11 protein-coding genes are annotated in these 14,051 nt (G+C 71.6%); 5 read left to right on the plus strand and 6 right to left on the minus strand.

Annotated features, from left to right (window positions below):
• Positions 1–43 precede the first annotated feature (43 nt).
• The 3 genes from QBL25_RS03355 (at position 44) to thpR (ending at position 4,021) form a co-directional block, all read left to right on the plus strand.
• Positions 44–1,048, plus strand: a complete 1,005-nt coding sequence (locus tag QBL25_RS03355; protein WP_409055446.1) for a hypothetical protein — start codon at positions 44–46, stop codon at positions 1,046–1,048.
• Positions 1,049–1,136: 88 nt separating this feature from the next.
• The gene (locus tag QBL25_RS03360; RefSeq protein WP_409055447.1) at positions 1,137–3,317 is read left to right on the plus strand and encodes a hypothetical protein; all 2,181 of its coding nucleotides are present in this window, start codon (positions 1,137–1,139) and stop codon (positions 3,315–3,317) included.
• A 113-nt stretch (positions 3,318–3,430) separates the two neighbouring features.
• Positions 3,431–4,021, plus strand: a complete 591-nt coding sequence (gene thpR / locus QBL25_RS03365; protein ID WP_409055448.1) for an RNA 2',3'-cyclic phosphodiesterase — start codon at positions 3,431–3,433, stop codon at positions 4,019–4,021.
• Positions 4,022–4,082: 61 nt separating this feature from the next.
• Here the strand turns inward: thpR and QBL25_RS03370 are convergent, their stop codons facing one another.
• Positions 4,083–4,679, minus strand: a complete 597-nt coding sequence (locus tag QBL25_RS03370; protein WP_409055449.1) for a CGNR zinc finger domain-containing protein — start codon at positions 4,677–4,679, stop codon at positions 4,083–4,085.
• Positions 4,680–4,847: 168 nt separating this feature from the next.
• On the opposite strand from QBL25_RS03370, the gene QBL25_RS03375 reads away from it, so the two are divergent.
• Entirely contained in the window at positions 4,848–5,591 is a 744-nt protein-coding gene (locus QBL25_RS03375) for a metallophosphoesterase (RefSeq protein WP_409055450.1), read from the plus strand.
• Between the two features lie 61 nt (positions 5,592–5,652).
• Here the strand turns inward: QBL25_RS03375 and QBL25_RS03380 are convergent, their stop codons facing one another.
• Positions 5,653–7,173, minus strand: coding sequence for a glycoside hydrolase family 30 protein (locus QBL25_RS03380; RefSeq protein WP_409055451.1), 1,521 nt, complete (start codon positions 7,171–7,173; stop codon positions 5,653–5,655).
• Between the two features lie 182 nt (positions 7,174–7,355).
• Here QBL25_RS03380 and QBL25_RS03385 point away from each other — a divergent pair, with 182 nt between their 5' ends.
• Positions 7,356–8,030: a TetR/AcrR family transcriptional regulator gene (locus tag QBL25_RS03385; RefSeq protein ID WP_409055452.1), complete on the plus strand. Its 675-nt coding sequence runs from the start codon at positions 7,356–7,358 to the stop codon at positions 8,028–8,030.
• Positions 8,031–8,164: 134 nt separating this feature from the next.
• Here the strand turns inward: QBL25_RS03385 and QBL25_RS03390 are convergent, their stop codons facing one another.
• The 4 genes from QBL25_RS03390 to QBL25_RS03405 all read right to left on the minus strand — a co-directional run bounded on the left by QBL25_RS03390 (position 8,165) and on the right by QBL25_RS03405 (position 13,935).
• Positions 8,165–8,353 (minus strand): antitoxin, encoded by a 189-nt coding sequence (locus tag QBL25_RS03390; RefSeq protein WP_409055453.1) that lies wholly within the window; start codon positions 8,351–8,353, stop codon positions 8,165–8,167.
• Between the two features lie 164 nt (positions 8,354–8,517).
• Positions 8,518–9,558 carry a LacI family DNA-binding transcriptional regulator gene (locus QBL25_RS03395; RefSeq protein WP_409055454.1) on the minus strand — a complete coding sequence of 347 codons (1,041 nt, stop codon included), beginning with the start codon at positions 9,556–9,558 and terminating at the stop codon, positions 8,518–8,520.
• A gap of 84 nt (positions 9,559–9,642) precedes the next feature.
• Positions 9,643–12,135 carry a glycoside hydrolase family 3 C-terminal domain-containing protein gene (locus QBL25_RS03400; RefSeq protein ID WP_409055455.1) on the minus strand — a complete coding sequence of 831 codons (2,493 nt, stop codon included), beginning with the start codon at positions 12,133–12,135 and terminating at the stop codon, positions 9,643–9,645.
• 45 nt (positions 12,136–12,180) lie between these two features.
• Positions 12,181–13,935, minus strand: coding sequence for a discoidin domain-containing protein (locus QBL25_RS03405; RefSeq protein WP_409055456.1), 1,755 nt, complete (start codon positions 13,933–13,935; stop codon positions 12,181–12,183).
• Between the last annotated feature and the right edge of the window lie 116 nt (positions 13,936–14,051).

Here is a 14,051-nt window from a genome sequence, read left to right on the forward strand (position 1 = left end):
CCGGCCGTTCGGCGCCGTCGAGCGCGGAACGAAGGGGGAAATCATGGGTCTGCGCATCACTGTGGACATTTTCTCGGGGCGCACCAATCCCACGTGGGAAATTCAGGATCAGGAACAGGTACGTGAACTGATCCAGCTCATCGCCCACCATGAAGCGGCGGTCGCCGACGTGTCCGCGGGATTTACCGGACTCGGGTTCCGCGGAATCCAGGTGGAGATCACCGACGACCTCGACACCGCGGGGCTGCCCGCGGTGTTCAAGGTCGCGGGAGGCGGGGGGCGCGACCCGTACGCCGGCGCCGACGTCGCCGAGCGCCTCTTGGAGACCATGCCGGTCGGCCCGCCCGAGGAGGGCGGCGGTCGACGGGCGGCCGAGAGCGAGAGCGACGCACCGGCGCCCGAAGAGCGCGCCGAGCGTTACCCAGAGGACTTCCGCGAGTCGGTCCGCGACGAGATCCGGCGCACGGCCCGCGAGGGCGCGGGCGGAGCGACCACCGTCGAACCCGCCGAGTCGGGCGGCCTCTCCGAAGCGCACGCCGCCGAGGTGGAGAAGCAGTTACAGACCCTCGTGCACCGGGCCGCGCTGACCTGCGCGTACGACGTGACGCCGTTCAACCCCGGCTTCTGGAACCGGCCGGACACCCAGCTCTACAACAACTGCTACAACTTCGCCGTCAACCGGCGCACCAACACCTTCGCCCAGCCGGGCCTCGCGCACGGCTACACCATCCCCGACACGGTCACCTGCGGGCAGGTCTCCACCGGGGCGCAGCGCGACGGTCTGCGGCTGTGGGGCAACTGCCAGCCGGCGGGATCACTGCGCTATGTGGTGGCGCTCGTCACCGGCACCTACCCCGGCAACCTGCGCGACTACCACTGGTACCGCCTGCACCCGGGCGGACTGTGGGCCCACAAGCCGGGCGGGACACCGGCCCGCGACACCGACAACTCCGGTCGCCCCATCACCAATCCGTATACGTGCGACCGACGCCCTTACAACGAATGGTGCGGACTGTTCCAGACGCATCACTCGATCGTCATTCGCTGACCACGACCGACTGTCCACCCGACCGTCAAACCGGCCGTCGAAAAGAACCGCCGCCAAAAGCACACGAGAGGTCGGAGGAGTGAGCGCCATGTCCACGCCCTTTGGCGATCCCACAGCCGAAACCACGGAATCCGTGATTCCCGAACCGCCCCCTTCCGATCTCGAAAGCGACGCCGGTTTCGCAGCCGGTTTCGACGGTTCCGCATTACCGGTCGACGAACCACCGACGACCGGGACCGGTGACTCCCCCGCCGCGACCGCCGCGCCCTCCCACCTCCTCGTCCGCGGCAGCTACCGCAGCGTCGGCACCCGCGTCCTGGAACTGCGGGTCGACGTCGACGGTCCCCGTACGCTGCGGAAGGTCAGCGGGGACTTCTTCGCTTCCGGGGGCGGCACCACGAGTTACGCCGGTTCGTTCGTCGTGCACGCGCCGGCCGTCACCTGGTCGCCCACCCACGTCGTGATCACCGGTCAGGGCCGCTTCACCGCGACCACCAGCTTCCCGGTCGTGCGGGTGACCATCCCGCGCCGGCGGGTCGGCCAGCAGCAGGCCGCCGCCACCGTGCAGTTCCTCCGCACGTCCGGCCAGGTGGGCGCGGCGTACGCCTGTGCGTTCAGGTCGCCCTACTTCCGCACCGTGCAGTGGGAGCAGGACTCCGTCGCCGGCAAGGTGCCCTTCGTGTCGTACGACACCGGCTCCCTGCCCGGGCCGCCCGGCAGCCCGGCACGGACGCTGACCGTGCCGCGGGCCTACGCCGAGGCGGGCATCGACGTGCTGGTGTCCGGCGCGGCCAACGTCCTCGGCGACAGCCCGGCCGGCTGGAGCAACGCCGAGCTGCACGCCGCCATGCAGACCAACTTCTCCCTGTGGCGCAACGTGCCCCAATGGCACGTGTGGCTGCTGGTCGCCAGCCGCTACGAGGGCGACCCGGGCGTGCGCGGCATCATGTTCGACGCGGCGGACGCCTTCCAGCGGCAGGGCTGTGCCGTCTTCTACGACATCATCAAGGGCACCGACCCCGAAGCGGTGCGCGCCCAGCTGCGTACGTACGTGCATGAGCTCGGCCACGCGTTCAACCTGCTGCACTCGTGGCAGAAGGGCCTCGCCACACCCCCGGCTCCGCTCGGCCCCAACAACGGCTTCGGGGACCTGTCGTGGATGAACTACCCCCAGAACTTCAACCCCGGCGGCGGCGCTCCGACCGGGACGGCGGCGTACTGGAGGGCGTTCCCCTTCCAGTTCACCGCCAACGAGCTCACGCATCTGCGGCACGGCTTCTACCGTGACGTGATCATGGGCGCCAACGCCTTCGGCAGGGGCGCCGCCGACATCGACCCCGACCTGTTCGACCAGCCCGTGGCGGACGACTCCGGGCTCCGGCTCGACCTGCGGGGCAAGCGCACCTTCGCGTTCGGTGAACCCGTCGTCGTGGAGCTGAAGCTGGACACGACCGACCTGCGCGGCCGGGACACGCACGCGTTCCTGCACCCGGACTACGACCTGGTGAACATCGCGATCCGCCAGCCGTCCGGGCGCACGCTGCTCTACCGGCCGCTGCTGCGCCGGTGCGTCGAGGCGGACGCCACGGTCCACCTCGCCGTGGCCGGTCCGCCGCGCTACGCGAGCGCCTATGTGGGGTACGGCCAGGACGGGCACTACTTCGAGCAGCCGGGCACCTATCTGCTGCGTGCCTCCTACCTGGCCTCGGACGGTTCCCGCATCGTCTCGCCGGTGCTGCGCACGACCGTGCGCACGCCCCACAACGAGACCGACGAGCAGGTCGGCGAGCTGATGCTGGGCGATGAGCAGGGCACTCTCTTCGCCCTTCGCGGATCCGACGCACCCTCGCTCCAGGCCGGCAACGACGCCCTCCAAGAGGTCTTGCAGCAGTACGAGAAGCACCCGCTCGCCCTGTACGCCCGCATGGTCGAAGGGCTCAACGCGGAGCGGGACTTCAAGTACCTGACGCCGGACAAGAGCGCCCTGAAGGTGCGCCTCGCCGTCCCCGAACAAGCCGTGAGTCTGCTGTCACCCGTGGTCGAGGCGTCCTTGCACGGCAACGGCGTCGACGACATCACCCTGAACATGGTGATGCGCCGTCTCGCCCGGGCGCACGCCGAGGTGGGCGATCCCGAGCGGGCGAACGGCGTGCTCGACACCCTGGTGCAGTACGCCGAATCGAAGTTCAGGCCGCATGTCGTCGCCACCGTGCGCCGCCAGGCGGACGAGACAAGGAGGCTCATCAACGAGGAGCCCGGGACCACCTGACCGGAGCCTGCCTCCCCGGACGGGACGAAGACAGAGCCGGGGACGGGGATACAGACGGGGGCGGGGACGGGGCGCTGATCGGTGCGCCGACCGGATGCGGTACGAAGTCTTCTGTGAACGAACAGAACCAGCCCGCGACCGTTCGCGTGTTCATCGCTCTCGCCCCGCCCGACGACGCGAAGCAGGAACTGGAGCGGGCCCTCGGCCCCGCCTACCGGACCCATCCGCGGATGCGGTGGAACCGCATCGAGGACTGGCACATCACCCTGGCGTTCCTCGGCGAGGTGCCCGCCGCGGTGGTGCCGCTGCTGCGGACGCCGCTGGCGCGCCTCGCGGCCGCGCGAAAGCCCCTCGACCTGGCGCTGAGCGGGGGCGGGCACTTCGACGAGCGGGTGCTGTGGAGCGGGGTCGACGGAGATCTCGAAGAGCTGGGCCTGCTGGCCGGCGAGGTGCGGGCCGTCGCGGACGACTGCGGGGCGCCCCACGTGGGCCGGCCGTTCCGGCCTCATCTGACGCTGGCCCGCGCCCGCCGGGACACCCCCGCGTGCGCGGTGCGGGCCGCTGCCGGGCTCGCCGGGTTCACCGGCCGCTCCTGGCGGGCCGAGCGTCTGCATCTGGTCGCCAGCAACTTCGGGCGCGGCCCTGGGCCCATCCACTACCGCGACGTCGGCGTCTGGAACTTCGGGCAAGAGCCCCGTCCCTGACCGCTCGTAGGTGGCTCGCCGAGGCCCGCGGGCGCGCTCAGTCGGCCTCTCAGTCGGTCTCTCAGTCGGCCGCGTGATGGCGCTTGTAGTGGCGGGCCGCGCGGGCCCGGTTCCCGCACGAGGCCTTGCACCATTCCTGCCGGCCGTGGCTCTTGACGAAGTAGCGCACGCACCGAGGTGCCGTACAGGCGCGCAGCTGTTCGCGCCGCGGGCCGCCGAGGAAGTCGATGGCGGCGCGGGCCAGGGCGGCCGTGAGCGCGGTGCGCGGATCGCCCGGTTCCGTCAGGAGCCGTGCGGCGGGCTCTCCTTCCTGCGGCCAGTCCAGCTGGGGGCGGACCGGTTCGCGGGCGGCGACCGCGTTCAGGTGGGCCAGTGCCTGGCCGGCGGGCATCAGACGGCCGGCGTCCGCCGGGCTGGGCGGCGCGGGGCTGACCGCGCGCGCGAACAGCGCCCGTACCGCCCGGCGCAGTTCGGTCAGTGCCAGCCTGAGGTCCTCGTCCGCGGTGAGGTCCACGGTCCGGAAGGGGGCGGGCAGCAGGCCCTGCTGGTCGTCGAGCCAGCGGCTGACCCCGTCGACCGTGGCCAGATCGTCGGCGACGCCGCCGTCCCCGTCGTGGCGGATCGTGCTCGCCAACTCCAGTGCCAGCCAGCGCTCCACGGGCCCCTCCTTCTGCCTCGGCCCGTTCCCGGGCTCCGCCTGCCTGCGCCCGTTTCCGGGCTCCGCCGTGCACCACTTGATCGCCGTGCCCGGCACACCCTACTCTCCCTAACGGATAACTGAGAATTACCGTTAGACACCGATGGCGGCATGGATGGAGACAGAGCGATGACAGCGTTGTTCGCCCACATCAGCGATCTGCACCTGGACGGCAGCGACCGGGCGACCCGCCGTGCCACGCACGTCATGGACTACCTGCGGGCTCTTCCCCGGCCGGTCGACGCCCTCCTGGTCACCGGCGACATCGCCGACCACGGCGACGAGGCCGAGTACGAGGAGGCGGCCCGCATCCTGGACGCCCCCTTCCCGGTCCTGGCCTGCCCCGGCAATCACGACGTCCGCCCCGCCTACCGCAAGGCGCTGCTCGCCGTGGCACCCGACGAAGGGCCCGTCAACGAGGTCCACCACATCGCCGGAACCGCCGTCCTAATGTGCGACTCCACGCTCCCCGGCCGGGACGAAGGTCTCCTCGACCCGCAGACGCTCGCCTGGATGGACTCGACGCTCGCCGCGCTGCCCGAGGGCACCCCCGCACTCATCGCCTTCCACCAGCCGCCGGTCGAACTGCACCACCCGCTGCCCGACGCCCACCGCCTGCGGCACCCCGAACACCTCGCCGCGCTGCTCGAAGCACACCCGCACGTGGCCGCCGTCCTGACCGGCCACGCCCACACCGCGGCCGCGAGCACCTTCGCCGCACGCCCGCTGATCGTCGGCCCGGCCATCACATGGACCCTGCGTCTGCCGTGGGAGGGCGACCGGCCCGCGGACCGCGAGCAGCCCCCCGGTCTCGCCTTCCACGTCCTCGACGACGACCACCGTCTGACCACGCACTACCGCGTCCTGCCCTGATCCCGGCCCGCGCGCGCCGGACGGGGGGAGACCACCAGGGGTGGCCTCCCCCCTCTCCCGGTCAGGGACGCCAGGTGAAGGTGGCCACCGCCCCGGCGGGCAGCGTGTAGGTGAAGGTGCGGCCCGCGTCCGTCACCGAGAAGACCTTCGCCGCGGAGCCGGTGTTGACGGCGTACACGACGCGCGAGCCGTTCGGATTCTGAAACGCCACGTTCTGGATGGTCGAGTCCCCGGTCGAACCGATCCGGGTGGCCCCCTCGTCCACGAACTTGGTCAGATGGCCCAGCATGTAGAACTCGGCGTTCCTGCTCACCGTGCCGTTGCTCCTGGTCTCCACGACGCCGTTGCAGCGGGTGGCGCACAGCCCCTGGTGCGGGCCGCCGTTCTCGTCGAGGGCGAGGTTCCAGCTGACGACGGTCTCGCCGCCGCTGCGCATGTTCCGTACGACGAGGTTCTCCGCGTGCCACTTCAAGGTGTCGCCGAACGTCGCGGAGGCGTCGGAGGAGTCGGTGCCGGAGCACTCGGTGAAGAACACGCGCTTGCCCGCGTCGCGCACCTGCTGCTGGGCCTCGGGGCTGCCGCCGTAGCAGTGGAAGGCGGCGCCGATGAGGCGCTTCATCCCCGTGGTGCGGCCGAACACGTCGAGCGGATAGTTCGGGTGGTCCCAGTTGTGGTCGTAGGCCAGGACGTTGGTGTTCAGACCGGCGGCCGTCAGGGTCTTGTCGAGGACCTTGAGGAAGGCGGCCTGCTCTCCGGAGGTCATCGACATGGACGGGTAGGTGGAGTTGGCGAACTCCGGCTCGTTCTGCACGGTGAGGTCGGTGAGCTTCACCCCCTCGGCCTGGTAGGCCTTGATGGCTTTGACCAGGTAGTCCGCGTAGTCCTGGTAGCGGGCGGAGTTGAGGCTGCCGCCCTTGAGCGAGCCGCCGTTCTTCATCCAGGCGGGCGCCGACCACGGCGAGCCCATGAAGCGGATCCGGGGGTTGACGGCGAGCGCCTCCCTGACGACGGGGAGGGTCTCCTTCTTGTCCCGGTCGATGGTGAAGGCGCCCTTGGTGTCCTCGTACGTGGTGAAGTTCGCGTCCGTGTTGAAGTCGCTGCTGCCCAGGGGCTGGCGGAGGTAGTTCAGGCCGATGCCGTCGCCCTCGCGTGAGAACAGCGAGGTCAAGAGCGCCTTGCGCTGGTCCGCGGGCAGCCGCCGGATGAGGTGGGCGGAGCTTTCCGTCACCGAGGCGCCCGCGCCGGTGAAGCGCTGCCCGACGGCGCCGGGGTCGATGCGGATGTCGGTGCCCTGGGGGCGGCCGGTGAAGGGCGCCTCGCCCGCGTGCGCGAGCCGCCTGCTCCCGTCCCGCGTGGTGATCCATACCTGCGCCGCCGGATCGGCCGCCGTGTGCCGGGACGTGGCCTCGGCCGTGGCCGGGGCCGGGCGGGCCTGCGCCTCGTCGAGCGGACCGTAGGCGACGGCCGCGCCGACGAGCGTCAGGGCCGCCGCCACCCCGGCGGCCTTCGGGCCGAACCGGCCGCCTGGCGCCGTGCCTGTCGCGGTGCCTGTCGCGGGCCTTGTTCTGGTGCGTGTCCTCATGTGCGAGCTCCTTGGTCTGCGCTGGACGCGTACGTGTGGGGCCGGCCGACCTGTGCCGCAGGGCCGTGGAGGGCCCGGAGGCGGCGCGAACGGGCAACATGGAAGCACACTTACTAAGTACTCAGTAAGTGGTGGGAGCGCGGTTCTTTCCGGGCGATCAACTCCCGCCTAGACTCCGGACGGTGAGCACGCAAAAGGCGGCGAAGACCGCGGGCGCGAAGACTTCAGCAGACCGCCGACGCCAGGCAGAGCCCACCCGCCGCGGCCGCAGCCAGGCCGCCCGGGACCGCCACGACGAGATCCTCCAGATCGCCATGGAGACATTCGCGGCCCGTGGGTACGGCAAAGCGTCGCTGGCCGAGATAGCCGAGCGCGCGGGGCTGACCCAGGCAGGCGTCCTGCACTACTTCCGCACCAAGGAGAACCTCCTCACCGAGGTCCTCGACCTGCGCGACAGCGCGGAGATCGCACCACTGGGCCCGGAGCGGCCCCGCGGACTCGCCTTCCTGCGCCACCTCGTGGACACCGTCCGCCACAACACCGAACGCGAGGGCATCGTCCGGCTCTACACGGTCCTGTGCGCCGAGAGCGTCACCGACGACCACCCGGCCCAGCCCTATTTCCGCCGGCGCTACGCGGGCCTGCGCACCTTCGTCACCGAGGCCCTCACCGAGGCGTGCGAACTGGACGAGGCGCGGGCGGATCTGGACGTCGAGAACACCGCCAACGTGATCATCGCCGTCATGGACGGCCTCCAGGTCCAGTGGCTCCTCGACCCGGCGGCGGTGGACATGGCGGCCGCCACGGAGCAGGCCCTCGACGCCCTGCTCGCCCACATCCGCGCCCAGGGTTCCTGACCCGGCAGCACTCCGCGGACCCCAGAACGCCGAGTGCCCCGCCCCTGCATCACGGGGGCGGGGCGGCAGCGCTGCAGCCACAGCGCGGATGGAAGCGTCCAGCCTATCGGCGGGCACTGACAACCGCGGGCGGCCTACGACTGCGGAGGCTTGTCCTGGTCCCGGCCGAACTGGTCCTTGAGCTTGTCCTGGGCGGTGTCGACCTGGCTGGAGTACTTGCCCTGGGTCTTCCCGTCGACGAAGTCACCCGCCTTGTCGATTCCCTGCCCGGCCTTGTCCTCGTGCCCCTTGAGCATCTGCTTCAGCTTGTCCATGACTGACATGGGCAACCGCCTCTCTGTGTCGCCCCCACCACCAGGCTCACATCACGGGCCACGATCCGCATCCGCTGGCCGAAGCCCCTCCTCCACCGGGCAGCCGCGCGGGCGTCCCGGGAAATTCCTGGTACGGGACCCCGGTGGCGCCCGCGTCAGCCCGTCACCGGGCCTCACGCCGACTCGCGCACCACCAGCTCCGGCTCGAAGATCACCGAGGTGGGATCGGACCGCACCCCCTCGATCTGCTCCTGCAACAGCCGCGCCATCTCCGCGCCCATCTCCTCCACCGGCTGGCGCACCGTCGTCAGCGGCGGCGCACAGGTGACCGCCACGCTGGAGTCGTCGAACCCGACCACCGCGACGTCCTGCGGTGCCCGCTTGCCCTGCTCCCTCAGGACCTGGCACACCCCTTGCGCCATCAGGTCGTTGGCCGCGAACACCCCGTCGATGTCCGGGTGCTCGGCAAGCAACCGGCGCATCGCCCGCGCCCCGCTCTCCAGGGTGAAGCCCCCCTCGGCCACGGGGATGTAGGGCTGCCCGCCCCGCTCCATGCCCTCCTGGAACCCGGCGAGCCGTTCGCGGCCCGCCGGGATGTCCAGCGGGCCCGAGATGCTCGCCACGCGCCGGCAGCCGCGGCCCAGCAGATGCTCGGCGGCCAGCCGCGCCCCGTCCCGGTGCGCGAAGTCGACGTAGGTGACGCGGGCGCGCAGAGCCGGGCGCGCGAAGAACACCGCGGGCAGAGCGGCTTCGGCGAGCAGCTCGGGCAGCGGGTCCTTGGCATGGGTCGAGACCACCAGGGCGCCGTCCGCGTTGCCCTGGCGCAGGAACGTCAGGACCTGCTGGCGGGAGTCCTCCGTCTCCGCGAACATCAGCACCGGGTGCATGGCCCGCGGGCGCAGGAATCCCACCACTCCGCTGACGGCCCGCCCGAAGAAGGGGTCGGCGAACACCCGCGCGGCGAACGCGTTCTGTGCCGTGTCCGTGCGGTCGCCCGCGCCCGAGACGACCAGGGCGATGGTGCCCGCGCGCTGGGTCACCAGGGAGCGCGCCGCCCGGTTGGGGGCGTACCCCGTCCGCTCGATGGCCGCCCGCACCACGTCCTGGATGGCGGGGGCGACATTGCGCACGCCGTTGACCACCCGGGAGACGGTGGCGCGCGACACCCCCGCCTCGCGCGCCACGTCCTCCAGCGTCGGCATCTGTCTGTCCATCCGGGAACCCTAACGCCCCGCCACCGGGCGTCATAGAGCGCTCTCCCGACCGTCAGGCGCACCCCTCCCCTGCCCGTCCGCCTCCTACGGATGGTTGTCTGACCTGCGTAGCGTCGCCGTCAGGGGCAGATCTCCCGCGCTGCGGCCCACGTGGACCCGCCACTCGCCGGCTTCGATGCGCCACCTGCCCTCGTCCGTGTCCCAGTGGCGCAGCATCCTGGCCGGGACCCGCACCGTCGCCGTCACCGTCGCCCCCGGCTCCGCCCTGACCGCCGTGAAGCCCGCGAGCCAGCGCACCGGGCGCTCCACCGCGGAGCCGGGCCGGGCGAGATAGACCTGCACCACCTCACGCCCGGGGCGCGTGCCGGTGTTGCGCAACCGCACCTCCACGGCCAGGGCCGCCTCCTCTACGTGCCCCTCGCCGTGTGCGCCGTGTGGGCCCTCGTGTACGTCTTCGTGTGCGTCGCGGCAGCTCGTGACCCGCAGGCGGTCATAGTTCCAGGTCGTGTAGCCCAGGCCGTGGCCGAACCAGTACGCGGGCTCGCGGCCCGCCCGCAGCCAGGCGCGGTAGCCGATGTGCAGCCCTTCGGCGTAGACGAGCACGCCGTCCTTCGGCCGGGTCTCTGTGACCGGCGCGTCGGCCAGTTCGGCTCCCCACGTGGTGGGCAGGCGGCCGCCCGGCTCGGCCCGCCCGAAGAGGACGTCGGCCAGACCCGACCCCGCTTCCTGTCCGGGAAACCAGGAGAGCAGTACCGCCCCGGCCTGCTCCCGCCAGGGCAGCTCGACCGGCCCGCCCGCGTTCACGACCACCACGGTGCGCGGATTCACGGCGGCGACCGCCGCGACCAGTTCGTCCTGCCGGCCGGGAAGGGTGAGCGAGGTGCGGTCGTGGCCCTCGGATTCGCTGCCCTCGGTGGTGCCGACGACGACCACGGCCACGTCCGCGTCCCGCGCGGCCCGGACCGCCTCGGACAGCGCTTGGTCGGGGTCCGGTTCGGGGGCCGCGGCCGTCACGAGGACGGCCCGCCCGGTGTCCGGCGCGAGTTCCCGGCGGGCCACGACGTGGGCGCGATGGCCCGCGGGCAGCCACACCGCGGCGTGCTGGCGCGGCGGGTCGAGGTGGATGACCGCCGGGTCCTCGGTGTCACGCGTGACCTCCCCCTCCACCAGGGGCTGTCCGTCCACCGCGAGGCTCATCCGGCCGTAGCCGCCGATCCCGAACGTCCACTTTCCCTCGCTGTCCGTGCGTACCAGGGCGCTGATCTCGACGGTGTGGGCTTCCGGCGCCAGCGGAGGCTCCAACTGCCGTCCAGATAGACGGTGTTGGGCACAGAGCTCGCGCCCGTCCGCCGCCAGCACCCGCAGCAGTACACCGGGCTCCCCGGTGCGGGGGTTGGCGGACCGCGCGGGGTCCAGCGGCCTCGGTCGACCCCCCAGGTCGGGTCCTGGTGCGTATACGACGCGGGCCCGCCCCCGCAGCCGGGCCCGGATCCCCTCCAGCGGGGTGACGACGTCCGCCGGGAACACACCGGCGCTGCCTTCCCCCTGGAGCCGGGGAGTGGCCGCGTGCCGTCCGATGACCGCCACCTCGCGCAGCGCGGCGGCCTCCAGCGGCAGGACGTCCTCGTTGCGCAGCAGTACGGTGCCGGCCGCCACGGCCCGGCGCAGCAGCCGGCGGGCCGTGCCGCTCGGCCAGGCGCGCGGCGGGATCCTTCGCCGCGCGCCGAGCGCTCCGACGCGGTCGGCCAGGGTGAGCAGGCGCACCACCTTGTCGTCGATCGCCGTCCGGGCGATGCGGCCCTCGCGGACCGCCGCCACCAGGGCCGCGCCCCACGGGCCGTCGGGCCCGGGCATGGCGAGGTCCTGGGCGGCCGCCGCGCTCTCCTCCGTCAGCCGCACCGCGCCCCAGTCGGAGACGACGGCCCCGTCGAATCCCCAAGCTCCTTTCAGTGGTTCGGCCAGCAGTTCACCGGCGGTCATCGTCGTGCCGTTGACGCCGTTGTAGGCGCTCATGACCAGCCAGACGCCCGCCCGGACGGCGGCTTCGAAGGGCACCAGATACACCTCGCGCAGGGTCCGCTCGTCCACCCGTACGTCCACGGTGAGCCGCTCGGTCTCCGCGTCGTTCGCGACGTAGTGCTTGGCGGTCGCGGCCACCCCGTGCGCCTGGATGCCCCGGATGAGGGCGGCCCCGGTGCGCGCCGCCAGTTCCGGGTCCTCGGCCAGGCACTCGAAGTGGCGCCCGCCCAGCGGGGTGCGGTGCAGGTTCAAGGTGGGCGCCAGGACCGCGTGCACCCCCTTGCGCAGAGCCTCCAGTGCCAGCAGTTCGCCGAGCTCACCGGCCAGCCGCTCGTCCCACAGGGAGCCCAGCGCGGAGGCGGAGGGCAGGAGCAGCGACGGGCGGCGCTCGTCCCACTCCTCCCCCCGCACCCCGGCGGGACCGTCGGAGAAGACCATCTCCCGCAGCCCTACCGCCGGTTCGGCACGGGTGCGCCACACGGTGGCTCCGGTCAGCAGCCCCACCTTGCGCTCCAGATCGAGCGTGCCCACCAGCTTCAGCAATTCGTCCCGCGTCATTCGTGCTCCTCCTGCCCCCGACAGGAGGCGCGCGTCGGCGTCAGGTCACTTGTAGACGCCGAATTCGTAGAGCGAGTAGCCGTATCCGGTGCCCCGCTCCGTACCGTTGACCCGCACATAGCGGCCGGACCCGTTCACGTCGAAGTCGTCGACGCCGCCATTGCCGCCACGCACCTCGTGGACGGTCCGCCAGTTCTGCCCGTCGTCCGAGGTCTGGATCGTGTACGTCTTCGCGTACGAGGTCTCCCAGGTGAGCTGGACGTGCTTGAAGGAGGTGGTGGAGCCCAAATCGACCTGGAGCCACTGCGGGTCGCTCCAGTCGCTGGCCCACCGTGTGCTCTGCTTGCCGTCGACCGCGTTGGCGGCCGTGCACGGGCAGTCGCCGCTGCCGGGCTGGAAGGAGGAGGCCGTCGCCGGCTTGCCCTGGGCGATGTTCGTCCCGTCGACGGGCGGTACCACCACGCGCACGGACCGGGTCTCGATGCCGACGTTGCCCTTGCCGTCGGAGACCTTCACGTAGATCTTCCAGACGCCCGGCTTGTCGGGGGCGGTGACCTTCAGGCGGCCCGATCCGAGGTCCGTCGCCGTCAGCGGGGTGAGGTCCTTGTTCTTGTCGATGTACATGCTGTTGGCGAGCACCTCGTAGGAGAGCGCGTCGCCGTCGGGGTCGCTGACCTTGGTGGTGAGCGTGAGCGGGCCGCCCGCGGGGACCTTGCCCGCGTCGCCGTCGACCTCGAGGCCGGAGATGACCGGCGGGGTGTTGTCCCCGGCGGTGCTGCCCTTGTAGGCCTTCTTCACCGCGTAGTACGAAAGCCTCTTCTGGCCCGCGGGCAGCAGGTTGAACCACACCCCGCCGAAGTCGTACTCGGTGCCGTAGTGGAACATTGTGGCGCCGAGCGCGACGCCCCGATGACCGGTGACGCAGTCCCAGGCCTTGGTGTATCCGGCGGCCTTGGCCTGGTCGGTGGGCTCGGTGGGGACGCCGTTGGCGTCGTCGGGCACCTCCCACTCACCGGCGGGCCCGGACTCGGTGACGATGTAGGGCTTGGTGTACCCGCCCTTCTCCCAGTCGGCCTTGATGTCGCAGGCGGCGTCGTAGGAGTTGACCGCGTACAGGTCGAGGTCGGGGGCGTTCTTCTTGTAGTACGGCCAGGCGCCGGTCCAGGCGTCGGTGGACGTGACGGGGTGGTTGGGGTCCACGGCGTGGATCCTCTTGGCGACGTCGTTGACGAAGGTGGTGTACGCGTTGCGCTGCTTCTCCAGCTCGTCACCGGCGTAGCAGTTCTGGAGCCCGAGCACCGACTCGTTGCCGACGTTCCACATCAGGACACCGGGGTTGTCCTTGTAGGTGTCCACCCACTTGGGGAACTCCTGGAGCATCTGGTTCTTGTACGCGGTGTCCGTCAGGTAGTTGACGCAGCCGCCGCTTCCCGGGCCTCCGCCGGGCTGGAGCCAGAAGCCCGCGACGACTTTGATGCCGTGGGCGGCCGCCGAGTCGAAGAGCGGTTTGCTGGAGGCGTCGGTGCCCCAGGTCCGGATGGTGTTGACGCCCATGGACCGCAGATCGGGCAGGTACTTGTCGGCGTCGGCGACGGACGGGCCCCAGGTCAGGCCCTTGACCTGGTAGGGCGAACCGTCGACGGACAGCTGCCAGTTGCCTTGTGAGCCGGTCACCTTCACGACGCTGCCGGCCGCGTGTGCCGGCTGGGCGGGGAGCGTCAGGGCCGCGGTCACGAGCAGGCCCGCGGTCGCGGGGGCCACGATGGCGCGTAGGGATGGAGCGGTACCAGGTCTGCGCATGGGGGTCTCCTGGGCGAGGGGGATTGACAAGGGGGGATGGGGTGGGCGCGGGGCGGAGTGGGCGCGCGGGGGGTGCCCGCGAAGGGCGGAGGGGAGCCCCGCCCTTCGCAGGCCGG

Source organism: Streptomyces sp. SYP-A7185 (assembly GCF_046103685.1).
GTDB lineage: Bacteria > Actinomycetota > Actinomycetes > Streptomycetales > Streptomycetaceae > Streptomyces.